The 21,762-nt window shown below is 53.0% G+C and carries 23 protein-coding genes; 9 read left to right on the forward strand and 14 right to left on the reverse strand.

The features are described 5' to 3' along the window. Nucleotides 1-4 precede the first annotated feature (4 nt). From pflB to AC07UY_RS00735, 5 genes are all read left to right on the forward strand, one after another. The gene (gene pflB, locus AC07UY_RS00715) at nucleotides 5-2,299 is read left to right on the forward strand and encodes a formate C-acetyltransferase (protein ID WP_203359888.1); all 2,295 of its coding nucleotides are present in this window, start codon (nucleotides 5-7) and stop codon (nucleotides 2,297-2,299) included. 13 nt (nucleotides 2,300-2,312) lie between these two features. Further along, on the forward strand, nucleotides 2,313-2,702 hold the full coding sequence (locus AC07UY_RS00720) for an enamine/imine deaminase (RefSeq protein WP_494700580.1): 390 nt from the start codon (nucleotides 2,313-2,315) through the stop codon (nucleotides 2,700-2,702). Nucleotides 2,703-2,796: 94 nt separating this feature from the next. Then, complete coding sequence (tdcG, locus tag AC07UY_RS00725; RefSeq protein ID WP_494700581.1) at nucleotides 2,797-4,161, forward strand: L-serine ammonia-lyase; 1,365 nt, start codon at nucleotides 2,797-2,799, stop codon at nucleotides 4,159-4,161. A 310-nt stretch (nucleotides 4,162-4,471) separates the two neighbouring features. Then, entirely contained in the window at nucleotides 4,472-5,803 is a 1,332-nt protein-coding gene (locus AC07UY_RS00730) for an SLC5/6 family protein (protein ID WP_494660916.1), read from the forward strand. Nucleotides 5,804-5,830: 27 nt separating this feature from the next. Continuing rightward, a complete protein-coding gene (locus tag AC07UY_RS00735; RefSeq protein WP_494660917.1) occupies nucleotides 5,831-7,141 on the forward strand; it encodes an L-cysteine desulfidase family protein in 1,311 nt (436 codons plus the stop codon). A gap of 84 nt (nucleotides 7,142-7,225) precedes the next feature. Here AC07UY_RS00735 and AC07UY_RS00740 read toward each other — a convergent pair whose 3' ends face one another. Both AC07UY_RS00740 and AC07UY_RS00745 read right to left on the reverse strand, forming a co-directional pair. After that, nucleotides 7,226-7,387, reverse strand: coding sequence for a protein YhaL (locus AC07UY_RS00740; RefSeq protein ID WP_203359892.1), 162 nt, complete (start codon nucleotides 7,385-7,387; stop codon nucleotides 7,226-7,228). A gap of 25 nt (nucleotides 7,388-7,412) precedes the next feature. Then, nucleotides 7,413-8,114, reverse strand: a complete 702-nt coding sequence (locus tag AC07UY_RS00745; RefSeq protein WP_494660918.1) for a pirin family protein — start codon at nucleotides 8,112-8,114, stop codon at nucleotides 7,413-7,415. 104 nt (nucleotides 8,115-8,218) lie between these two features. Between AC07UY_RS00745 and yhaJ the strand changes: the two genes are divergently transcribed. Further along, entirely contained in the window at nucleotides 8,219-9,115 is an 897-nt protein-coding gene (gene yhaJ, locus AC07UY_RS00750; RefSeq protein WP_192613565.1) for a DNA-binding transcriptional regulator YhaJ, read from the forward strand. A gap of 39 nt (nucleotides 9,116-9,154) precedes the next feature. On the opposite strand, the gene AC07UY_RS00755 is transcribed toward yhaJ, so the two are convergent. The 11 genes from AC07UY_RS00755 to AC07UY_RS00805 all read right to left on the reverse strand — a co-directional run bounded on the left by AC07UY_RS00755 (nucleotide 9,155) and on the right by AC07UY_RS00805 (nucleotide 16,482). After that, nucleotides 9,155-9,520, reverse strand: a complete 366-nt coding sequence (locus tag AC07UY_RS00755) for a DUF805 domain-containing protein (RefSeq protein WP_203359894.1) — start codon at nucleotides 9,518-9,520, stop codon at nucleotides 9,155-9,157. Between the two features lie 124 nt (nucleotides 9,521-9,644). Further along, the gene (locus tag AC07UY_RS00760; RefSeq protein WP_494700582.1) at nucleotides 9,645-10,631 is read right to left on the reverse strand and encodes a glutathione S-transferase family protein; all 987 of its coding nucleotides are present in this window, start codon (nucleotides 10,629-10,631) and stop codon (nucleotides 9,645-9,647) included. 71 nt (nucleotides 10,632-10,702) lie between these two features. After that, nucleotides 10,703-11,095: a DoxX family protein gene (locus tag AC07UY_RS00765; protein ID WP_193568566.1), complete on the reverse strand. Its 393-nt coding sequence runs from the start codon at nucleotides 11,093-11,095 to the stop codon at nucleotides 10,703-10,705. Between the two features lie 220 nt (nucleotides 11,096-11,315). Then, nucleotides 11,316-11,615, reverse strand: coding sequence for a YqjK-like family protein (locus AC07UY_RS00770; protein WP_494660920.1), 300 nt, complete (start codon nucleotides 11,613-11,615; stop codon nucleotides 11,316-11,318). Beyond that, complete coding sequence (locus AC07UY_RS00775; RefSeq protein WP_494660934.1) at nucleotides 11,612-12,010, reverse strand: phage holin family protein; 399 nt, start codon at nucleotides 12,008-12,010, stop codon at nucleotides 11,612-11,614. Before AC07UY_RS00775 ends, AC07UY_RS00770 begins: the two co-directional genes overlap by 4 nt. 2 nt (nucleotides 12,011-12,012) lie before the next feature. Next, a complete protein-coding gene (locus AC07UY_RS00780) occupies nucleotides 12,013-12,318 on the reverse strand; it encodes an ElaB/YgaM/YqjD family protein (RefSeq protein ID WP_162379426.1) in 306 nt (101 codons plus the stop codon). A gap of 41 nt (nucleotides 12,319-12,359) precedes the next feature. Then, nucleotides 12,360-12,728: a DUF1090 domain-containing protein gene (locus tag AC07UY_RS00785; protein ID WP_203359897.1), complete on the reverse strand. Its 369-nt coding sequence runs from the start codon at nucleotides 12,726-12,728 to the stop codon at nucleotides 12,360-12,362. 147 nt (nucleotides 12,729-12,875) lie between these two features. Next, a complete protein-coding gene (mzrA, locus tag AC07UY_RS00790) occupies nucleotides 12,876-13,259 on the reverse strand; it encodes an EnvZ/OmpR regulon moderator MzrA (protein WP_494660921.1) in 384 nt (127 codons plus the stop codon). Nucleotides 13,260-13,262: 3 nt separating this feature from the next. Continuing rightward, nucleotides 13,263-13,925: a DedA family general envelope maintenance protein YqjA gene (gene yqjA, locus AC07UY_RS00795; protein WP_203359899.1), complete on the reverse strand. Its 663-nt coding sequence runs from the start codon at nucleotides 13,923-13,925 to the stop codon at nucleotides 13,263-13,265. A 346-nt stretch (nucleotides 13,926-14,271) separates the two neighbouring features. Next, a complete protein-coding gene (gene exuR / locus AC07UY_RS00800) occupies nucleotides 14,272-15,048 on the reverse strand; it encodes a transcriptional regulator ExuR (protein ID WP_203359900.1) in 777 nt (258 codons plus the stop codon). 132 nt (nucleotides 15,049-15,180) lie between these two features. After that, nucleotides 15,181-16,482, reverse strand: a complete 1,302-nt coding sequence (locus tag AC07UY_RS00805; RefSeq protein WP_203359901.1) for an MFS transporter — start codon at nucleotides 16,480-16,482, stop codon at nucleotides 15,181-15,183. Nucleotides 16,483-16,957: 475 nt separating this feature from the next. Between AC07UY_RS00805 and uxaC the strand changes: the two genes are divergently transcribed. From uxaC to AC07UY_RS00820, 3 genes are all read left to right on the forward strand, one after another. Beyond that, the gene (gene uxaC, locus AC07UY_RS00810; RefSeq protein ID WP_494700583.1) at nucleotides 16,958-18,370 is read left to right on the forward strand and encodes a glucuronate isomerase; all 1,413 of its coding nucleotides are present in this window, start codon (nucleotides 16,958-16,960) and stop codon (nucleotides 18,368-18,370) included. Nucleotides 18,371-18,383: 13 nt separating this feature from the next. Beyond that, a complete protein-coding gene (locus AC07UY_RS00815; protein WP_494660923.1) occupies nucleotides 18,384-19,871 on the forward strand; it encodes a UxaA family hydrolase in 1,488 nt (495 codons plus the stop codon). Nucleotides 19,872-19,948: 77 nt separating this feature from the next. Further along, on the forward strand, nucleotides 19,949-20,503 hold the full coding sequence (locus tag AC07UY_RS00820; protein ID WP_203359904.1) for a YgjV family protein: 555 nt from the start codon (nucleotides 19,949-19,951) through the stop codon (nucleotides 20,501-20,503). 15 nt (nucleotides 20,504-20,518) lie between these two features. On the opposite strand, the gene sstT is transcribed toward AC07UY_RS00820, so the two are convergent. Continuing rightward, nucleotides 20,519-21,760 carry a serine/threonine transporter SstT gene (sstT, locus tag AC07UY_RS00825; RefSeq protein WP_301702353.1) on the reverse strand — a complete coding sequence of 414 codons (1,242 nt, stop codon included), beginning with the start codon at nucleotides 21,758-21,760 and terminating at the stop codon, nucleotides 20,519-20,521. Between the last annotated feature and the right edge of the window lie 2 nt (nucleotides 21,761-21,762).

Genomic DNA, 21,762 nt, shown 5'->3' on the forward strand with positions numbered 1-21,762 from the left:
TTTCATGAAGGTAAATATCGATACCAGCGATATGCTGTATGCCGACGCCTGGCTTGGTTTTAAAGGTACGGACTGGAAAGAAGAAATTAATGTCCGTGATTTTATTCAGCACAACTATACGCCATATGAAGGGGATGAATCTTTCCTTGCAGAAGCGACCCCGGCAACCACAGCATTGTGGGAAAAAGTCATGGCGGGAATTCGTATTGAAAACTCAACCCATGCTCCGGTTGATTTCGATACCAATATAGCGACAACGATCACCGCGCATGATGCGGGATATATTGAACAAGAGCTGGAAAAGATCGTCGGTCTGCAAACGGATAAACCGCTGAAGCGCGCCCTGCACCCGTTTGGCGGCATCAATATGATCAAAAGCTCGTTCGATGCTTATGGTCGCGAGATGGATGCCGATTTTGAGTACCAATATACTGAACTGCGTAAAACCCATAACCAGGGCGTGTTCGACGCCTATTCCCCGGATATGCTGCGCTGCCGTAAGTCCGGTGTATTGACCGGTCTGCCAGACGGCTATGGTCGTGGTCGCATCATTGGCGATTACCGCCGCGTCGCGCTGTACGGTATCCGCTATCTGGTGCGTGAGCGTGAACAGCAATTTGCCGATCTTCAGTCGAATCTGGAGTGGGGACAGAATCTTGAGGCGACCATTCGCCTGCGTGAAGAGCTGTCTGAACACCGCCGCGCGCTGCTGCAAATGCAGGAAATGGCTGCGAAATACGGTTGCGATATTTCCCGTCCGGCGCGTAATGCGCAGGAAGCCGTACAGTGGGTTTACTTCGCCTATCTGGCTGCGGTGAAATCGCAGAACGGCGGTGCAATGTCACTGGGCCGCACCGCGTCGTTCCTTGATATCTACATCGAACGCGACTTTAAAGCTGGCGTCCTGACGGAGCAGCAGGCACAGGAACTGATCGACCACTTCATCATGAAGATCCGTATGGTGCGCTTCCTGCGTACGCCGGAATTCGACACCCTGTTCTCCGGCGACCCTATCTGGGCGACCGAAGTGATCGGCGGGATGGGGCTGGATGGTCGTACGCTGGTGACCAAAAACTCCTACCGTTACCTGCATACGCTGCACACCATGGGGCCAGCGCCAGAACCAAACCTGACCGTGTTGTGGTCAGAAGCGCTGCCGATTGCGTTTAAAAAGTATGCTGCGCAGGTCTCTATCGTCACCTCATCGTTGCAGTATGAAAACGACGATCTGATGCGTGCTGACTTCGACAGCGACGATTATGCCATTGCCTGCTGCGTGAGCCCGATGGTGATCGGCAAGCAAATGCAGTTCTTTGGTGCGCGTGCCAACCTCGCGAAAACCCTGCTGTACGCAATCAACGGCGGTGTTGATGAGAAGCTGAAAATCCAGGTTGGGCCGAAAACGGCGCCATTGATGGATGACGTGCTGGAATACGACACGGTGATGGAGAGCCTGGACCACTTTATGGACTGGCTGGCGGTGCAGTACATCAGCGCCCTGAACATCATCCACTACATGCATGACAAGTACAGCTACGAAGCGTCACTGATGGCACTGCACGATCGCGATGTTTATCGGACGATGGCGTGCGGAATGGCGGGCCTGTCCGTTGCAGCGGATTCCCTCTCTGCAATCAAATATGCACGAGTGAAACCGATTCGTGATGAAAACGGACTGGCTGTCGACTTTGAAATTGAAGGCGACTACCCGCAGTACGGGAATAACGATGAACGTGTAGACAGCATTGCCTGCGATCTGGTTGAACGCTTTATGAAGAAAATTAAAGTGTTGCCAACCTACCGTAACGCAGTGCCGACGCAGTCCATCCTGACCATCACCTCCAACGTGGTGTATGGCCAGAAAACCGGGAACACCCCGGATGGTCGTCGCGCCGGTACACCGTTCGCACCAGGGGCTAACCCGATGCACGGCCGTGACCGTAAAGGGGCTGTAGCGTCGCTGACATCGGTAGCAAAACTGCCGTTCACCTACGCCAAAGACGGTATTTCGTACACCTTCTCCATTGTGCCAGCAGCGCTGGGTAAAGATGACGGCGTGCGCAAAACCAACCTGGTCGGCCTGTTGGACGGTTACTTCCATCATGAAGCGCACGTTGAAGGTGGACAGCACCTGAACGTGAACGTGATGAACCGTGAAATGCTGCTGGATGCCATTGAGCACCCGGAAAACTATCCAAACCTGACAATCCGTGTCTCCGGTTACGCTGTGCGCTTCAATGCGCTGACCCGCGAGCAGCAACAGGATGTCATTTCGCGTACTTTCACCCAGGCGATTTAACGCCGGAGGCGATATGAGAAAGAGTATTGAGACCCAACGTGCACCGGGGGCCATCGGCCCCTACGTACAGGGCGTTGATTTAGGCAGTTTGGTGCTCACGTCGGGTCAGATCCCGGTTTGCCCACAAACGGGCGCGGTCGCAGAAAACGTTGCCGATCAGGCACGTCAGAGCCTTGAGAACGTGAAGGCAATCGTGGTTGCAGCCGGGTTAGAGGTGGGCAGCATCGTGAAAACAACTGTCTTCATTACCGATATGAATGACTTTGCCACCATCAATCAGGTTTACCAGCAGTTCTTTGACGAACATCAGGCTATCTATCCGGCGCGCAGTTGCGTTCAGGTTGCCCGTCTGCCGAAGGACGTGAAACTGGAGATTGAAGCCATCGCGGTACGCAGCGCATAAGTCATCCCCTGCGGGGCGATCGTCAGGATCGCCCCGATCCCAATAATGAGTGTGAAACCTGGTCTTCACTGAACGGCAATCCGAGGGTGTGGATATGATTAGCGCATTCGAAATTTTTAAGATTGGCATTGGACCTTCCAGCTCGCATACCGTAGGGCCAATGAATGCTGGAAAATGTTTTATTGATCAACTGACCCATTCTGGAACGCTGCTGCAGACGACGCGTATGGTGGTCGATCTGTATGGATCGTTATCGCTGACCGGAAAAGGGCATGCAACCGATATCGCCATCATGATGGGACTGTCTGGAAATAGTCCACAGGATGTTGATATTGATGGTATTCCTGCGTTTATTCAGGAAGCTACCCGTACCGGACGCCTGCTCGTGGCGGACGGCGCTCACGTGGTCGATTTTCCCGTCGCAGACAGTATTCTTTTCCATGAAGAAACGCTCCCGCGCCATGAGAATGGGATGCGCATCACTGCGTGGAACGGGCAGGAAAAACTGTTAAGCAAAACCTATTACTCCGTTGGCGGCGGCTTTATCGTCGAAGAGGAGCGTTTTGGCCAGGCGCATGACGTTGAAACGTCGGTTCCTTATGGCTTTCACTCCGCCAGCGAACTCCTGAAACTGTGTGAAAGAAATGGCCTCTCCGTCTCTGGCTTGATGATGCAAAATGAGCTGGCGATGCGCAGTAAAGACGAAGTGGATGCGGGATTTGCGCGTATCTGGGAGGTGATGCATGCAGGGATAGAACGTGGCATGAACACCGAAGGCGTGTTGCCTGGGCCGCTTAATGTGCCGCGTCGTGCGGTCGCGCTGCGTCGGTTACTGGTCTCCAGCGACAGCCTGTCGAGCGATCCGATGAATGTCATCGACTGGATCAACATGTTCGCCTTAGCCGTGAGTGAAGAGAACGCGGCGGGAGGACGGGTCGTGACTGCGCCCACGAACGGTGCGTGTGGCATTATCCCTGCCGTACTGGCCTATTATGACAAGTTCCGCCGTCCGGTGAATGCAAACTCAATTGCTCGTTATTTACTGGCGGCTGGCGCCATCGGCGCATTGTACAAGATGAATGCTTCCATCTCCGGGGCCGAAGTCGGCTGTCAGGGCGAGATAGGCGTCGCCTGTTCGATGGCCGCGGCAGGACTCACGGAATTGCTGGGCGGTAGCCCGGCGCAGGTCTGTATTGCGGCGGAAATCGCGATGGAACACAACCTGGGATTAACCTGTGATCCGGTAGCCGGACAGGTACAAATTCCGTGCATTGAACGTAACGCGATTAATGCTGTAAAAGCGGTGAATGCGGCGCGCATGGCGTTGCGCCGGACATCTGAACCACGGGTTTCTCTCGATAAAGTCATCGAGACGATGTATGAGACCGGTAAAGATATGAACGATAAATACCGTGAAACCTCACGTGGCGGTCTGGCAATTAAAGTCGTTTGTACCTGACAGAACCCCTTCTTCTCTTCCCCCTTTAGGCGCATCCTGGTGCGCCTTTTTTTATGTTGTGATCTCCGTCAAATTCATGTTGTGATCCCCTTCAAATAGAGAAAGTGTACTCACTTATTGCTTTTTAAATAGAAAATATTTCTTAACTTTTAGAAATTGTAGGGGTTTTATTGTGAAGTTTTTCTCTGACCCTGCGCGTATGATTTCTTCATTACAAAAGCTCGCCTGCAGAAAACGTACCGCGTATCGCCTTGATGCGGCACGAAAAAAATAAAAAAATACCTCTACCTGGACATTAAGCGAGAACCTTATGGAAACGGCAACGAATAATAGCGTCATACTCGACGCATCGACTCCAGCGCGCCGGGCTGGAATGAGTGAAAGTGAGTGGCGTGAAGCGATTAAATTCGACAGCATGGACACTGGCTGGGTCATTATGAGTATCGGCATGGCGATTGGCGCGGGGATTGTTTTTCTCCCCGTCCAGGTGGGATTAATGGGGCTGTGGGTCTTTTTGCTCTCCTCCGTTATTGGCTACCCGGCGATGTACCTCTTTCAGCGTTTGTTTATTAACACCCTGGCGGAATCCCCTGAATGCAAAGACTACCCCAGCGTCATCAGTGGCTATCTGGGTAAAAACTGGGGGATCTTGTTAGGCGCGCTTTACTTTGTGATGTTGGTTATCTGGATGTTTGTGTACTCCACCGCCATAACCAATGACAGCGCGTCATACCTGCACACGTTCGGCGTCACCGAAGGTTTACTCTCTGACAGCCCGTTCTATGGCCTGGTGCTGATTTGTGCTCTGGTGGCCATCTCATCACGTGGTGAAAAGCTCCTGTTTAAAATCTCTACCGGCATGGTGCTGACCAAGCTGTTAGTGGTGGCGGCGTTAGGGGTTTCTATGGTCGGGATGTGGCGTCTGTATAACATTGGCGCGCTGCCGCCGATGGCGCTGTTGGTAAAAAACGCTATCATCACGTTGCCCTTTACGCTGACCTCAATTCTGTTTATCCAAACCTTAAGCCCGATGGTGATCTCTTACCGTTCACGTGCAAAATCCATCGAAGTGGCGCGTCATAAAGCGCTGCGCGCCATGAATATTGCGTTCGGGATCCTGTTTGTCACGGTCTTCTTCTATGCAGTCTCTTTCACACTGGCGATGGGCCACGATGAAGCGGTGAAAGCGTATGAGCAGAATATTTCCGCCCTCGCGATTGCCGCGCAGTTTATCAGTGGCGCAGGGGCCGGCTGGGTCAAAGTGGTCAGCGTTATTCTGAACATCTTTGCTGTGATGACGGCGTTCTTCGGGGTTTACCTGGGCTTTCGTGAAGCCACGCAAGGGATTGTGATGAACCTGCTGCGTCGCAAAATGCCTGCCGAGAAGATCAACGAAACCCTCGTCCAGCGCGGCATTATGCTGTTCGCCATCTTACTGGCCTGGAGCGCAATTGTATTGAATGCGCCCGTCCTTAGCTTTACCTCAATCTGTAGCCCAATCTTCGGCATGGTGGGATGTTTGATCCCCGCGTGGCTGGTCTACAAAGTTCCTGCACTGCACAAATACAAAGGCGCGTCGTTATATCTGATTATCTTCACTGGCCTGTTGCTGTGCGTTTCTCCGTTCCTGGCATTTTCTTGATATTGATGAAATTTTAAGGTCATTGTTATGTTTGAGACTACAGTAAATCCATTATGGCAGCGTTTTATCCTGGCGGTGCAGGAAGAAGTCAAACCGGCGCTGGGATGTACTGAACCGATTTCACTGGCCCTGGCGGCGGCCGTTGCGGTCTCTGAGCTTGAAGGCCCGGTCGAACGCATTGATGCGTGGGTCTCGCCAAACCTGATGAAAAACGGCATGGGAGTTACCGTACCGGGCACGGGGATGGTCGGGTTGCCCGTCGCGGCAGCGCTGGGTGCGCTGGGGGGCGATGCTCATGCCGGTCTTGAAGTGCTGAAAGACGCATCTGCTGAGACGATTGCAGAGGCGAAAAACCTGCTGGCGGCTGGAAAGGTTTCGGTGATGTTGCAGGAGCCTTGCGAAGATATCCTGTTCTCACGCGCTAAAGTTTATAGCGCCTCAGGATGGGCATGCGTGACGATCGTCGGCGGTCATACCAACATTGTGCATGTTGAAACAAACAAGGGTGTGGTGTTTACGCAGGATGAATGCCGTCAGCATGAAGATCAGGCGTCGCCGCTGGACGTACTTGCAGAGACGTCGCTGGAGGAGATTTTAGCCTTTGTGAACGCGGTTCCGTTCGAATCGATCTGTTTTATTCTCGACGCCGCGAAGCTCAACGGCGCGCTGTCTCAGGAAGGCCTGCGTGGCGCCTGGGGGTTGCATATCGGGGCGACGATGGAGAAACAGTGTGCACGGGGTCTGCTGGCAAACGATCTGTCCACCGCCATTCTGATCCGCACCAGTGCGGCGTCAGATGCGCGGATGGGGGGCGCAACGTTACCTGCAATGAGTAACTCTGGTTCGGGTAATCAGGGGATTACCGCGACGGTGCCGGTGATGGTGGTTGCAGAGCATTTCGGCGCCGATGAGGAGCGTCTCGCGCGTGCGTTGATGCTGTCACACCTGAGCGCGATTTACATCCATTACCAGTTGCCGCGTTTGTCTGCCCTGTGTGCGGCGACCACGGCGGCGATGGGCGCGGCAGCAGGAATGGCGTGGCTGATTGACGGGCGTTACAACACCATTGCGATGGCGATCGGCAGTATGATCGGCGACGTCAGTGGGATGATTTGCGACGGTGCGTCGAACAGCTGCGCAATGAAAGTGTCCACCAGCGCATCGTCGGCATGGAAAGCGGTGTTAATGGCACTGGATGATACGGCGGTGACCGGTAATGAGGGGATTGTGGCGCATAACGTCGAACAGTCTATCTCGAACCTGTGCGCGCTGGCGTCTCGTTCCATGCAGCAAACGGACAAGCAGATCATTGAGATTATGGCCAGTAAGGCACATTAATCGCCAGGCCGGATAAGATGCGTTGGCGTCACTATCCGGCAATTTACCGTCTGACTCCCCGATGGCGTTGCGCTTATCGGGTTGTCAGGCGGCGTCTTCTTCCGCCAGCCGGATTTCGGCATCCGCGACAATCGCTTCCAGCTCGGTCAACATCTCTTCATAACCAAACGGAGCAGGTTTGCTCACGGTTTCCTGCACGCTTTTTTTTGATACGGATTGACGCTGTTTAGCCGACTTTTTGCTCATAGTCATACTCCCTTGTTTTTCCAGACTATATAGGCAAATCTATCAGCAATGCGCGCAATGGCGTATCGGCCACTAACGTTATGTTAGCTTCATCACGAATAAATGCGCCGTCACCGCAGGTTAGCGCTTCTTTTTCTTCGTTATGGGTCACCGCATGGAACGTACCGTGAATCGATTGCAGGTAGGCGCGTGGACCATGCAGTTGAAAACTCACGGATTCACCCTGATTGAGCATGATGTGATGCACCCACACCTGTTGACGCAGTTGCAGGCTTTCCTGCGCGCCGTCCGGGGACGCGATCAGTTGCTGCTTGCCCAGGGTTAGCGCGGTTTTTTGTACCAGCGCATTTTCCCTTTCAGGGCAGGCGTCCAGCCACAGCTGCATCCGGGTCAGTGGCTTCTCTTTGCTGAGATTGTGTTCGCTGTAGCTGATTCCCGGCTGGGTGGCGAGCAGTAATGCCTCTCCCGCTTTCGCCTGGACATGGTTTCCTTCGCTGTCGCGATACTCGGCTTCGCCTTCCAGAATCAGATTTAAAATGTCCACCTTCGGATAGGCGCGCGGCTGGAAAGAGGCGCCCGGCGCAAGGACTTCCTGGTTCAGGACGCGCAGCGAGGCGTATCCCAACAGTTTGGGGTCAAAGTAGTGTCCAAAAGAAAAGGTGTAACGGGCCTGCAACCATCCATAATCTGCCTGGCCGCATTGTTTGGCTGTTCGGGTAGTAATCATAATTCTTGACCTCTCTTTACTTCCTTTTATGTTAAGGGGCTGGACGCTGCATTGTTAGCCAGATATTCTGCCCGGTATGTTCAAATTTCCTGAATGAGAACGCTATGGCCAAAGAAAGGGCGTTAACGCTGGAAGCGTTACGTGTAATGGATGCGATTGACAGGCGTGGCAGCTTTGCTGCCGCGGCGGATGAGCTGGGGCGCGTGCCGTCTGCGCTCAGCTACACCATGCAAAAACTGGAAGAAGAGCTGGATGTGGTGCTGTTTGACCGTTCGGGCCACCGGACAAAGTTCACCAATGTCGGGCGTATGTTGCTGGAGCGCGGGCGGGTACTGCTGGAAGCGGCTGACAAGCTCACGACGGATGCGGAAGCGCTGGCGCGTGGCTGGGAAACGCATCTGACGTTAGTGACTGAAGCTCTGGTGCCGACGTCGGCGTTCTTCCCGCTTATCGACAGGCTGGCCGGTAAAGCGAATACCCAGCTTTCGGTTATTACCGAAGTGCTGGCGGGCGCATGGGAACGTCTGGAGCAGGGGCGTGCCGATATTGTCATCGCGCCGGATATGCATTTTCGTTCCTCGTCAGAAATTAACTCCCGCAAGCTGTACACCCTGATGAACGTCTACGTGGCGGCACCTGACCACCCGATTCATCAGGAGCCTGAACCTTTATCGGAAGTTACGCGTGTCAAATATCGTGGGATTGCGGTGGCGGATACCGCCCGTGAGCGTCCGGTGTTAACCGTTCAGCTTCTGGATAAACAGCCTCGTCTGACGGTGAGCACCATTGAGGATAAGCGTCAGGCGTTATTGGCCGGACTTGGTGTCGCAACGATGCCGTATCCGCTGGTGGAGCAGGATATCGCCGAAGGGCGGCTACGTGTTGTCAGCCCGGAATCGACCAGCGAGATCGATATCATCATGGCGTGGCGACGTGACAGCATGGGAGAAGCGAAGTCCTGGTGTCTGCGGGAGATCCCCAAGCTGTTTGCCGGAAAGTAAAAGTGAAACGCACCTCTGACGAGAGGTGCGAAGATGACATCAGGCGTTAAGCTTCGGATCCGCTCCGAAACGGTTTTCGCCCGACACGCCGCTCTGGCAGGTAAAGATAAAAATGACCAGCCAGCCGATGATGGGGATGAGTAATATCAATAGCCACCATGCTGTGCGGTCGGTGTCATGCAGACGGCGAAACAGTACCGCTAAGCCGGGTAAAAAGATCAGAACCCCATAAATGCTGGTCAGCATGCCTTCTCCCGCAGTGCCCTCCCAGCCAAACATCTTGTCCAGTACCGCCAGTACCACTGTAAAGATGCCGTTGACCAGAACAAACATCCAGTACTCTTTGCGGCGCGCACGACCGCCAAAACCGATGTAGTTCTTTAATACTTTTAAATACCAGTCCATTTTTTCCTCAATCGTGGTCAATCACTTGTTTTTAAAGTAATCAAACCAAGAATAGCCGCGAATGGGAAAGTGGTAAATATTTGAGGTGTGAATAAACAAAGCACCCTGAAGGGTGCCCTGTAAACTAGCGAAAACGGAGATCGCGTCCGTGAGGCTCGTTAAGATCCTGCCACGGGCCGACAGAAATAATGCCGGTTGGGTTGATGGTTTTGTGACTGCGGAAATAGTGGTGGCGAATATGGTCGAAATTGACCGTTTCCGCGATGCCCGGAATTTGATAAATATCGCGCAAAAAGCCGTACAGATTCAGGTAGTCGCTGATACGGTGCTTGTCGCACTTGAAATGTGTCACGTACACCGGGTCGAAGCGCACTAATGTCGTCCACAGCCGGATGTCTGCTTCTGTTAACCGATCTCCGGTCAGATAGCGATGCTGCCCCAGAATCTGCTCCAGGCGCGCCAGCGAGTCAAAGACGTGGGTCACGGCGTCATCATAAGCCTGTTGGCTGGTGGCAAAACCGGCTTTATAGACACCGTTGTTCACATTGTCATAAATCCAGCTGTTCAGTTCGTCTATTTCAGTGCGCAGTTCCGGAGGGTAGTAATCGCCCGCTTTCGCGCCCAGCGCGTCAAACGCCGTGTTGAACATACGGATGATTTCCGCCGATTCGTTACTGACGATGGTGTGATTCTTTTTATCCCACAGCACCGGCACGGTGACGCGACCGCTGTAATGCGGGTCGGCGTGCAGGTAGAGTTGGTAAAGAAATTCATGCTGATAGAGTGTATCGCCCGTCACCGCGGGAAAATCATCGTCGAACGTCCAGCCGTTTTCCAGCATCAGCGGATTGACGACCGACACCGAGATGAACGGTTCCAGACCTTTGAGTTTACGTAAAATCAGTGTGCGGTGCGCCCAGGGGCAGGCAAGAGAGACGTACAGATGATAGCGGTCTTTTTCCGCGGCAAAACCCCCGTTGCCAGATGGACCCGGTGCGCCATCCGCAGTGAGCCAGTGGCGGAAAGCCGATACGGAACGTTGAAATTTCCCTCCGGTAGATTTGGTTTCATACCAGACATCATGCCAGACGCCGTCAATCAGTTGTCCCATTTTTTCTCTCCTGCGGATAGTAAAAACGAGGAGTAAACCTCCTCGTTTTTTGATTCTTAATTATAGTGCGCTTACCACTTTTTATTCAGCACACGGTCGATGCTGAATGCGCCCGGACCCGTGATAGCCAGCAGCAGGAAGCCGCCTGAAATGGTCAGGTTTTTCATGAACATCAGCGAGTTTACGCCTTCAGCAAAGTTGCTGTGGAACAGGAATGCCGTTAACAGTGTAAAGCCCGCAGTGAACAGCGCGGTCGTACGGGTCAGGAAACCAAACAGGATTGCCAGACCGCCGCCAAACTCAAGCAAAATCACCAGCGGCAACATAAAGCCAGGGACGCCCATCGCTTCCATATATTGTTGGGTACCCGCATATCCGCTGATTTTTCCCCATCCTGCGGTAATAAACAGGATTGGCATCAGAATGCGCGCTACCAGTACACCAACATCTTCTAATTTTTTCATTTTACTCTCCAGGAAACCACTCAGGCTGCTGATTATGTTTTTTATGCTATTACGCGGTAAAGCGCGTCGTTGCTGTCGATGGAGGGAATCATAAACGTGGCTAATGACAATTGTTAGCAAGGAAAACTGTCAGTATTTTTCAAAAAATTTGAGTGATGCGCAGAAGAAAGGGTGTGTAGCCTGATAAACGAAGCGTTATCAGGCTTGAGGTGTGGCAAGGTTAATTACGTAAATGCTGCTGCCGTAGCGTCGACTTAACCAAGCGCCAGGCACTCCAGAGACCGAATCCTCGTTTCGTCCAACGCACCAGCCTGTTGGGGTGACGAAGTGTCCAGATGGCCATCACGCTGCTGCCCACTAGCGCCCATGAGCGTAGATTGAGCAGCGTGTTCCAGCCGCGATCGTACGCACGGGTGGTTTCAAGCCAGTCCCGGCGACAGACAGACAGATCCAGCCTTTGCTGCTGGATCTGACTAAGCAGGATGGCCTTACGCTTTTGGCGTTCGACTTTGCTGCTCATTGGGCATCATCCTCAAGGATTTGTCTGTCGTTCGCCAGTTCGCGTCGTGTGTGGCGCAACAGGGTAGAACGACGCGCCTTGCGTAACGTCCAGATTCCGCCGATCAATGCCATCACCAGCAGCACCACTGTCGTGGCGATCATGACATTGAGTCGATACTGAGGATCAACGGCCCAGATGATCAGAATCATCAGGCTCATCAGACCGAAAGCGGCAAACAGCATGGTGAGACCCAGCATCAGCAAAAGCTGGATGAGGTTTGCTTTTTCTTCTTCCAGCTCAACAACCGCCAGTCGCAAACGGGTCTCCACCATCTCAACGAGAATAGTGACAATTCGCTGGCCAATCCCCAGAACGCTTTTACCCGGTCCTGGTGTTTGATGGGAATCCGCCATCATTAACGACGCGTCAGCAGTACGCCCAGCACGACACCTACCGCAGCGCCGATGCCGACGCCCGTCCACGGATTTTCACGCACATAGTCATCGGCGCGGGCCGCAGCTTCACGGGTCTGTTTTGCAATCGCGTCTCCGGTTTCTCCCAGACGATGGCGGCTTTCTTTCAGCGCGCGCTCGGCTTTGCTACGAATCTTACTCAGCTCTTCTTTTGACTTATCGCCAGAGGAACTGAGCACCTCTTCAAGCGTATCGGCCAGGGATTTCAACTCAGCGCGCAGATGTTCCGTAGTGTTATCATTCGACATAGTTTTCTCCAGGTGAGTGAGTAGTGATTGTTACAGATAAATCAGTAGTCGCGAGCTTCCAGTTTTTTCAGGTCTTCCTGAGCTTCCGCAAGCTTGTGTTCGCGTTTTGCAATCTTATCCGCATCGCCTTTTTGCTTAGCCTCTGCTAAGTCACGTTGACGCTCAGAAATCTCTTTTTTCTGTTCTGAGATTTTTTTCTCATGGTCAGCACGCAACTGACTGTCGCTACAGTTTGCTCTGACTTCACTGAGTGCTTTATTCAGACCGTTGATGCGGTTCTGGTTGTTGTGCTTCTCGGCATAGCTGATTTCCCGCTGAATATCCTGCTCTTTTTCCTGACAGAGGGTGTTGGCGTAGCTGCCTGCACTGAGCGTGAAAAGGGTAATAGCTAAAGCAATGCGGTATTTCATTCTTGAACCTTCCATTGTGACTCGTACCCATTTTTCGGGCGCGATGATCCAAATAACAAAGCGGCGGGTAATGTACCCGCTCACTTAATCATAGCCAGTAAACAGCGAAATCACCAAAGTGAGTGATATGATTCGGATTGTTTGAAATTATCCGAAGCGAAGCGGGGTATCTCGTAAACGGGAAATCCACTGCACCGCTGAGTTTTGGCCATCTTGTTGGGCAATGATGTAGCCATGGGGCAATGTTCTGACTAACACCGCCCGGGCTGCTGCGCTTTGCGCGTGGGAGTCGAATGTGATCAGTAAGGTGTCGTTATGCGGGGTGATGCTTTTGAAACGAATGCCATTGGCATCCAGATGATGCCAAATTGAAAAGCCATCCGGCATGCTGGCACCCTGATTAATTGCACGGATAGCCAGCGTCGACTCTTGTTGACGAATCGCTGACCACACCAGAATCAGTACGGTCAGCAGCACCAAAAATGAGGTTGTCCAGCCCAGTTGTCGAAGCGTCAGGCGTGGTTTCAGCATCACTTACCCTCGATTACCGTATTTCTTTTTCCACACCACGACCAGCGAACCTCCCAGCCCAAATACCAGCAGGACCACGGGAAGTAACATCAAGCACGACATCAACTGATCTTCGTACTTCAGGAAGACGGGCGTTTTGCCCAGCATGTAGCCCAGGGTGGTCAGTATCAGCACCCACAATAAGCCGCTCATCCAGTTGAAGAACTGAAAACGTGCATTATTGAGGCCGGACAAACCGGCGATGGTGGGCAGTAATGTACGCACAAAGGCAATAAAGCGGCCGACCAATAATGCCGATAAGCCATGCTTGTGGAAAAGGTGGTGCGCGCGTTGGTGATAGTGCGCCGGTAAATGAGACAGCCAGTTCTGTACGATTCGGGTGTTGCCTAACCATCGACCCTGTATATAGCTGACCCAGCAGCCTAAGCTGGCGGCGGTGGTGAGTAACAGAATCGTTTGTGGGAATCCCATGGCGCCTTTTGCAATGAGTACGCCGACCAAAACCAACAGGCTGTCGCCAGGCAAAAAGGCAGCAGGAAGCAACCCGTTTTCCAGGAACAAAATCATAAACAAGACTAAATAAAGCATGCCAATCATCGAAGGGTTGGCCAGTGTTTCAAAGTCCTGCGCCCAGAGGGCATGCAGCAATTGGGTAAAAAGTTCCATTCAGTATTCCTGGAGAATCGGTTGTCGTCATGCCGGTTTTCTGGAGTTTGCAACATTGCGACATTCTTCGTTTTTTGTATGGGTCGCTGTAGGGTGCAAAGTCACGGGCTTGCACAATTCATTGTTAAGTTATGAAGTAAGCAAGCACTAACACACATAATTTAAAAAACATCTAAGTGTAACAAAGGTCAACGTAGTCCGTTATAGAAATTGCCGTCGATACACGCTGATTTTGCTTATCGCAAAGGAGGGTGGCGAGAGGATTTACACAGGCTGACACTTTATACCTTCCGCTTACTGAATACCGCAGACAGGCGCATTGCCGCGCCTGCCGAAGTCAGAGTGTTTATTTTGCGCCGTTGGCCGCAGTATCGAGATGAACAACGGGATTTTCCGCAAAAAGATAACGGTCGGCGTTGAACTCAAAATCGTCGCTGGTTTCATTGAATAGCATCTGTTTTGTATTCTCAAGATGCTGCCACATCGCCAGTTTGGCCGCGTGGGGATCTTTGCGAATCAGCGCTTTCAGGATCTGATCATGGTCATCGCACCAGTTATCCACGGTGCGGAGATCGATGTGATCGTGAAGTTTCTTCCAGTAGGGGTTATGCACGCGCTGAGTCCACATTTTCTCAACGATAGCGGCCAGTGCGGTATTTTGTGTGGCCAGTGCGACCTGAACATGAAACTGGAGATCCCACTCGGAGTCGCGGAAACATTTTTCGTTACGCGCATTCTCCTGAATTTGCATCAATTTCATGATGTCTTGTTTGGTCACCTGGGTGGCAGCAAATTCGGCAATATTACTTTCGATGAGTTGTCGAGCCTGGAGCAGTTCAAACGGACCATAGCTGGCGAACTCAAGGTTTTCGTCTGGCGTAACATATTGTTTTGGCTGGTTCGAAACGACGTGAATACCGGAACCTTTACGCACTTCTACATAGCCTTCAACTTCCAGCATGATGATGGCTTCGCGAACCACAGTGCGGCTGACATTCTTTTCATCGGCAATAAAACGTTCTGCAGGCAGTTTTTCGCCCACGAGATAAGCGCCTTTTTCGATACGCTCTTTAAGGTCAGCAGCTAATTGTTGATACAAACGTCGTGGTTCGGTGATTTCCATATGCGCTCCAGGCATGATACGGCAGGCTACATTTGTTATACCACTTTTGCGAGTCTGGCTCCACTTGTACTGATGAAAAAGCCGCCTGTGAACAGGCGGCTGTGGAGGTAATTGATGACAGATTGTGTTGGGTCAATTTTGCGGGGCAGGTTCATTGAGCGATTCGCCTGAACCTGAATCGTCCGCCGATTTGTTTTGCAACACGGTCCAGATGACCAGCGCGCCCAGCAGGTCGAACACCGCCAGCACCGCAAACAGCGGGCTAAAGCCAATGGTGTCGGCCAGTGCACCAACCACCAGCGCAAACATCGTACTCGCCATCCAGGCGGACATCCCGGTCAGGCCATTTGCCGTCGCCACTTCGTTACGACCAAAGACGTCCGAAGAGAGCGTAATCAGTGCGCCGGAAAGCGCCTGGTGGGCAAAGCCGCCGACGCAAAGCAGCGCGATGGCGGCATAGGGGCTGGTAAACAGACCGATCATGCCAGGGCCAATCATCAGGAATGCGCCCATGGTGACGACCATTTTACGGGAAACGATCAGATTCACGCCAAACCAGCGTTGGAACAGCGGCGGCAGATAACCCCCAACGATACAGCCCAGATCGGCAAACAGCATTGGCATCCAGGCGAACATGGCGATCTCTTTCAGGTTAAAGCCGTAGACTTTAAACATGAACAGCGGGATCCATGCGTTGAAGGTACCCCAGGCCGGTTCAGCCAGGAAACGCGGCAGTGCAATACCCCAGAACTGGCGGTTACGCAGGATCTGGCCAACGGACATTTTCTTCGCCGCCCCGACCTGGTGCTGTGCTTCCTGACCATTAATGATGTAGTCACGCTCTTCGTCAGACAGTTTTTTCTGATCGCGAGGATGTTTGTAGAAAACCAGCCATGACATCGCCCAAATAAAGCTCAGCGCGCCGGAGATAATGAACGCCATTTGCCAGCTGTGCATGACGATCGCCCAGACCACCAGAGGCGGAGCTATCATCGCGCCAATCGAGGAACCGACGTTGAAATATCCCACGGCAATGGAACGTTCTTTTGCCGGGAACCATTCAGAACTGGCTTTCAGACCTGCCGGGATCATGGCAGCTTCAGCGGCGCCGACAGCACCACGCGCCAGGGCCAGACCGCCCCAGCTTCCTGCCAGCGCTGTCGCACCGCAGAAAATGGCCCACAGTACGGCAAACATCGCGTAGCCCACTTTCGTACCGAGTATATCCAGGACGTAGCCCGCGACAGGTTGCATAACGGTGTAAGCAGCAGAATAGGCTGCGATGATATAGGAGTACTGTTGGGTGGAGATGTGTAACTCTTCCATCAGCGTTGGCGCAGCGGCCGCAACCGTGTTACGTGTCAGGTAACCCAGCACGGTGCCTAAGGTCACCAGTGCGATCATGTACCAACGTAACCCTTTAATTTTACGCATGTAAAGCCTCATCGTTTTGTTATTTCCGCAAAAAATGCGGCTATCCTCCTGCTCGGGGCGGAGGATGTTCTTTAACGAAAGGGGGGTAGCCGTAAAATGAGATACTCCCCGAACCTTGCCATTTAAGTCATCGTGCTAATTCGGTTTCCGTACCGTTTAATTCGAGGGGGAACCCTCGATATTTTTATATTCAGTCGGTTTATATATCGCGACGAAAAAAAGATAACTTGTCATACAACTTCAAAAGGTGAGTGACATCACAAAAGTATGAATCTTCGCAGGGGTATTATTTTGATTCCACGAAGCCAGTGCTGGTGCGGCCTGGAGCACTGTTTACTCCGTAAAGGGGAATTTAATTGTTTAGGTTTATTGATCTATCTCACGAAAAATTCTTCAGTGACTGGAAATTGGTGTGATAACTTTGCAGCATCTAAACATAAGCAATCTGACGCACTCGTTGAGAGGAAGACGATAAATGACTCCGTTTATGACTGAAGATTTTCTGCTGGATACCGAATTTGCCCGTCGTCTGTACCATGATTACGCCAAAGACCAGCCCATCTTCGACTACCATTGCCATCTGCCGCCGCAGCAAATCGCCGAAAACTACCGTTTCAACAACCTGTATGACATCTGGCTGAAAGGCGATCACTACAAGTGGCGTGCCATGCGTACCAACGGCGTCGCTGAACGTCTGTGTACCGGCGACGCTTCCGATCGTGAAAAGTTTGATGCCTGGGCAGCGACCGTTCCACACACTATCGGCAACCCGTTATACCACTGGACGCACCTTGAGCTGCGTCGTCCGTTTGGCATCACTGGCAAACTGCTTTCTCCGTCTACCGCCGACGAAATCTGGAACCAGTGCAACGAGTTGCTGGCGCAGGATCAATTCTCCGCGCGCGGCATCATGCAGCAGATGAACGTGAAAATGGTCGGCACCACCGATGACCCGATCGATTCTCTGGAGCACCATGCAACGGTGGCCAAAGACATCACCTTCTCCGTTAAAGTGCTGCCGAGCTGGCGTCCGGATAAAGCCTTCAACATTGAGCAGGCGACCTTTAACGATTACATGGCGAAGCTGGGTGAAGTTTCCGATACCGATATTCGTCGTTTCACTGACCTGCAAACTGCACTGACCAAACGTCTGGATCACTTCGCCGCACACGGGTGTAAAGTCTCCGACCATGCGCTGGATGTCGTGATGTTTGCTGACGCGAACGAAGCGGAGCTGGACAGCATTCTGGCGCGTCGTCTGGCTGGCGAAATTCTGAGTGAGCACGAAGTCGCGCAGTTCAAAACAGCTGTACTGGTGTTCCTTGGCGCAGAATACGCGCGTCGCGAGTGGGTACAGCAGTACCACATTGGCGCGCTGCGTAATAACAACCAGCGTCAGTTCAAACTGCTGGGCGCAGACGTCGGCTTTGATTCCATCAACGACCGCCCGATGGCGGAAGAGCTCTCCAAACTGCTGAGCAAGCAAAACGAGCAGAACCTGCTGCCGAAAACCATCCTCTACTGCCTGAATCCGCGCGATAACGAAGTGCTGGGCACGATGATCGGTAACTTCCAGGGCGAAGGGATGCCGGGCAAAATGCAGTTCGGTTCCGGCTGGTGGTTCAACGACCAGAAAGACGGCATGGAACGTCAGATGACCCAACTAGCGCAGCTCGGCCTGCTGAGCCGCTTTGTCGGTATGCTGACCGACAGCCGCAGCTTCCTGTCCTATACGCGCCATGAATATTTCCGTCGCATCCTGTGCCAGATGATTGGCCGCTGGGTCGCGGCTGGCGAAGCACCGGCGGATATCCAGCTGTTGGGTGAGATGGTGCGTAATATTTGCTTTAACAATGCGCGTGACTACTTCGCCATTGAACTGAACTAAGGTCTGGGTTGATATGCAATACATCAGGATCCATTCGCTGGATAACGTTGCAGTTGCCCTGGCCGATTTGGCGCAGGGCACAGAAGTCAGCATTGATAGCCACATCGTGACGCTTGGTCAGGACATTGTCCGCGGACATAAATTTGCGTTAAGCCAGATCGCAAAGGGCGAAAACGTTATTAAATATGGCCAGCCGATCGGTCATGCTCTGGCGGACATTGCGGCGGGGGAGCACATTCACGCCCACAATACCCGTACCAATCTGAGCGATCTGGATACGTATCGCTATCAACCCGATTTTCAGGCCGAAGAAGCACAGCCTGCCGATCGCAATGTGCAGATCTATCGCCGCGCCAACGGCGAGGTGGGTGTGCGCAACGAATTGTGGATTTTGCCGACGGTCGGCTGCGTGAACGGTATTGCACGCCAGATCCAGACTCGCTTCCTGAAGGAGACCAACGACGCCGAAGGTACTGACGGCGTGCATCTCTTCAGCCACACTTACGGCTGCTCTCAACTGGGTGACGATCACATCAATACCCGCACCATGCTGCAAAATATGGTGCGCCATCCGAATGCCGGAGCGGTGCTGGTGATTGGCCTGGGCTGTGAAAACAACCAGGTGGATGCCTTCCGCGAAACGCTGGGTGAGTTTGATGCCGATCGCGTTCACTTTATGATCTGTCAGCACCAGGACGACGAAGTGGAAGCGGGCCTCGAGCATCTCCATCAGTTGTATAACGTGATGCGTTACGACAAGCGCGAACCGGGCAAACTGGGCGAATTAAAGTTCGGTCTGGAGTGCGGGGGTTCAGATGGCCTGTCCGGCATCACTGCCAACCCGATGCTGGGACGCTTCTCCGATTACGTGATTGCCAATGGCGGAACGACCGTATTGACGGAAGTGCCGGAAATGTTTGGCGCAGAGCAATTGCTGATGACGCATTGCCGTGATGAAGAGACGTTTGAAAAACTGGTCACCATGGTTAATGACTTCAAACAGTACTTCATTGCCCATGACCAGCCGATCTACGAGAATCCTTCTCCGGGCAACAAAGCGGGCGGTATCACGACGCTTGAGGATAAATCGCTGGGCTGCACCCAGAAAGCGGGGGCCAGTCAGGTGGTGGATGTGCTGCGCTACGGCGAGCGTCTGAAAACGCCGGGCCTGAATCTGCTGAGCGCACCGGGTAATGATGCTGTCGCCACCAGTGCGCTGGCGGGGGCTGGCTGTCACATGGTGCTGTTCAGTACCGGTCGCGGCACGCCATACGGCGGCTTTGTACCGACGGTAAAAATCGCCACGAACAGCGAGCTGGCGGCGAAGAAAAAGCACTGGATCGATTTTGATGCCGGGCAACTGATCCACGGTAAAGCGATGCCGCAGCTACTCAACGAGTTCGTCGATACGATCGTTGATTTTGCCAATGGTAAGCAGACCTGCAATGAGCGTAACGACTTCCGGGAACTGGCGATCTTCAAAAGCGGCGTGACGTTATAAAACGATCGCTTTAAAATTGAAACGGCGTTTCATATAATGAGGCGCCGTTTCTTTTTGCCTGTCTACAGGGACTCTTCATGACCGCGTATTGGTTGGCTCAGGGCGTTGGTGTCATCGCCTTTCTGATTGGTATTACCACCTTTTTCAACCGCGACGAGCGTCGCTTCAAACTGCAACTTGCCGTCTATAGCGCCACCATTGGCGTGCATTTCTTTTTGATGGGGGCCGCCCCAGCCGGGATGAGTGCTGAACTTAACACCGTACGTACGCTGATTTCGATGTATACCCGGCGGCTTTGGGTGATGACCGTTTTCATCGTGCTCACGTTGGTTCTCGGCCTGGCAAAACTGCAACATGCGATGGAACTGTTGCCCATTATGGGCACGCTCGCCAGCACCTGGGCGCTGTTTCGCTGCAAAGGATTAACCGTGCGTTGCGTGATGTGGTGTGCCACGGCCTGTTGGGTCATTCATAACTTCTGGTTGGGATCGATTGGCGGTACGCTTATTGAGGGCAGCTTTTTGGTGATAAATGGTCTCAATATCATCCGCTTCAGACGTATGCAAAAACGCGGTATTGATCCTTTCAGAATGGAGAATGCAGCGTCGCAGGAAAACCCCTCCGCACGTTGACGGAGGGGGAAGAGATTACCCGCGCAGTGCGTTGTTAGCCAGACGTTCGTCTTCTGCCTGGCAGGCTGCTGCGGTGAACAGGACGTCAGTCGACGAGTTCAGCGCCGTTTCGCAGGAGTCCTGCAGTACGCCGATGATGAAGCCGACGGCAACCACCTGCATGGCAATATCGTTAGGAATACCGAACATATTGCACGCCAGCGGGATCAGCAGCAGGGAGCCACCCGCCACACCTGACGCACCACACGCGCACAGCGAGGCAACCACGCTTAGTAACAGCGCTGTCGGGAGATCCACCGGAACGCCTAACGTGTTAACTGCGGCCAGCGTCAGGACGGTAATGGTGATCGCCGCCCCAGCCATATTGATGGTCGCGCCCAGCGGGATAGAGACGGAGTAGGTATCCCGGTCCAGGTTCAGCTTTTCACACAACGCCATGTTTACCGGGATATTGGCGGCTGAACTGCGGGTAAAGAAGGCATAAACGCCGCTTTCACGCAGACAGGCCATGACCAGCGGATACGGGTTACGGCGAATCTTCCAGAATACCAGCAGCGGGTTAATGACCAGCGCGACCAGCAGCATACAGCCAATCAGCACGACCAGCAGTTGCGCGTAACCCCAGAGCGTTGCAAAACCGGTCGTGGCGAGCGTGGATGAAACCAGCCCAAAGATACCGATAGGGGCGAAACGGATAACCAGTTTCACCATGAAAGTCACGGCGTTTGCCATGTCATTAACGAGATTTTTTGTCGTCTCATTACCGTGGCGAAACGCAAAGCCCAAACCTACGGCCCAGACCAGAATACCAATGTAGTTCGCATTGAGCAGGGCATCAATCGGGTTGGTGACCATGCTCATCAGCAGGCCGCGTAACACTTCTACAATGCCTGAGGGCGGTACGATATCCCCAGCGCTGGTGGATAAATGCAGCGTTGACGGAAAGGCAAAACTGAACACTACTGCCGCCAGGGCAGCAGAAAATGTGCCCAGAAGATACAGGAACAGAATCGGACGGATATTGGTTTTCTGACCCTGCTGGTGATTGGCGATAGATGCCATAACCAGCGTTAGCACCAGGACAGGGGCAACGGCTTTCAGGGCGCCAACAAACAGCGTTCCCAGCAGACCCGACGCTTCTGCCGCAGGTTTAGATACCAGAGCCAGCAAAACGCCGAGCACTAAACCTACGAGGATTTGTTTTACGAGACTACCTTGCGACAGGCGTGCGAGCAGGCCTGAAGTTGATGACTTCATGG

It is taken from the genome of Citrobacter sp. GW821-FHT02E08, assembly GCF_059421685.1.

What these genes read in the sequence shown, in the direction of transcription:
- pflB (WP_203359888.1), top strand. Translation starts at nt 5, where the DNA reads ATGAAGGTAAATATCGATACCAGCGATATGCTGTATGCCGACGCCTGG.
- AC07UY_RS00720 (WP_494700580.1), top strand. Translation starts at nt 2,313, where the DNA reads ATGAGAAAGAGTATTGAGACCCAACGTGCACCGGGGGCCATCGGCCCC.
- tdcG (WP_494700581.1), top strand. Translation starts at nt 2,797, where the DNA reads ATGATTAGCGCATTCGAAATTTTTAAGATTGGCATTGGACCTTCCAGC.
- AC07UY_RS00730 (WP_494660916.1), top strand. Translation starts at nt 4,472, where the DNA reads ATGGAAACGGCAACGAATAATAGCGTCATACTCGACGCATCGACTCCA.
- AC07UY_RS00735 (WP_494660917.1), top strand. Translation starts at nt 5,831, where the DNA reads ATGTTTGAGACTACAGTAAATCCATTATGGCAGCGTTTTATCCTGGCG.
- AC07UY_RS00740 (WP_203359892.1), bottom strand. Translation starts at nt 7,387, where the DNA reads ATGAGCAAAAAGTCGGCTAAACAGCGTCAATCCGTATCAAAAAAAAGC.
- AC07UY_RS00745 (WP_494660918.1), bottom strand. Translation starts at nt 8,114, where the DNA reads ATGATTACTACCCGAACAGCCAAACAATGCGGCCAGGCAGATTATGGA.
- yhaJ (WP_192613565.1), top strand. Translation starts at nt 8,219, where the DNA reads ATGGCCAAAGAAAGGGCGTTAACGCTGGAAGCGTTACGTGTAATGGAT.
- AC07UY_RS00755 (WP_203359894.1), bottom strand. Translation starts at nt 9,520, where the DNA reads ATGGACTGGTATTTAAAAGTATTAAAGAACTACATCGGTTTTGGCGGT.
- AC07UY_RS00760 (WP_494700582.1), bottom strand. Translation starts at nt 10,631, where the DNA reads ATGGGACAACTGATTGACGGCGTCTGGCATGATGTCTGGTATGAAACC.
- AC07UY_RS00765 (WP_193568566.1), bottom strand. Translation starts at nt 11,095, where the DNA reads ATGAAAAAATTAGAAGATGTTGGTGTACTGGTAGCGCGCATTCTGATG.
- AC07UY_RS00770 (WP_494660920.1), bottom strand. Translation starts at nt 11,615, where the DNA reads ATGAGCAGCAAAGTCGAACGCCAAAAGCGTAAGGCCATCCTGCTTAGT.
- AC07UY_RS00775 (WP_494660934.1), bottom strand. Translation starts at nt 12,010, where the DNA reads ATGGCGGATTCCCATCAAACACCAGGACCGGGTAAAAGCGTTCTGGGG.
- AC07UY_RS00780 (WP_162379426.1), bottom strand. Translation starts at nt 12,318, where the DNA reads ATGTCGAATGATAACACTACGGAACATCTGCGCGCTGAGTTGAAATCC.
- AC07UY_RS00785 (WP_203359897.1), bottom strand. Translation starts at nt 12,728, where the DNA reads ATGAAATACCGCATTGCTTTAGCTATTACCCTTTTCACGCTCAGTGCA.
- mzrA (WP_494660921.1), bottom strand. Translation starts at nt 13,259, where the DNA reads ATGCTGAAACCACGCCTGACGCTTCGACAACTGGGCTGGACAACCTCA.
- yqjA (WP_203359899.1), bottom strand. Translation starts at nt 13,925, where the DNA reads ATGGAACTTTTTACCCAATTGCTGCATGCCCTCTGGGCGCAGGACTTT.
- exuR (WP_203359900.1), bottom strand. Translation starts at nt 15,048, where the DNA reads ATGGAAATCACCGAACCACGACGTTTGTATCAACAATTAGCTGCTGAC.
- AC07UY_RS00805 (WP_203359901.1), bottom strand. Translation starts at nt 16,482, where the DNA reads ATGCGTAAAATTAAAGGGTTACGTTGGTACATGATCGCACTGGTGACC.
- uxaC (WP_494700583.1), top strand. Translation starts at nt 16,958, where the DNA reads ATGACTCCGTTTATGACTGAAGATTTTCTGCTGGATACCGAATTTGCC.
- AC07UY_RS00815 (WP_494660923.1), top strand. Translation starts at nt 18,384, where the DNA reads ATGCAATACATCAGGATCCATTCGCTGGATAACGTTGCAGTTGCCCTG.
- AC07UY_RS00820 (WP_203359904.1), top strand. Translation starts at nt 19,949, where the DNA reads ATGACCGCGTATTGGTTGGCTCAGGGCGTTGGTGTCATCGCCTTTCTG.
- sstT (WP_301702353.1), bottom strand. Translation starts at nt 21,760, where the DNA reads ATGAAGTCATCAACTTCAGGCCTGCTCGCACGCCTGTCGCAAGGTAGT.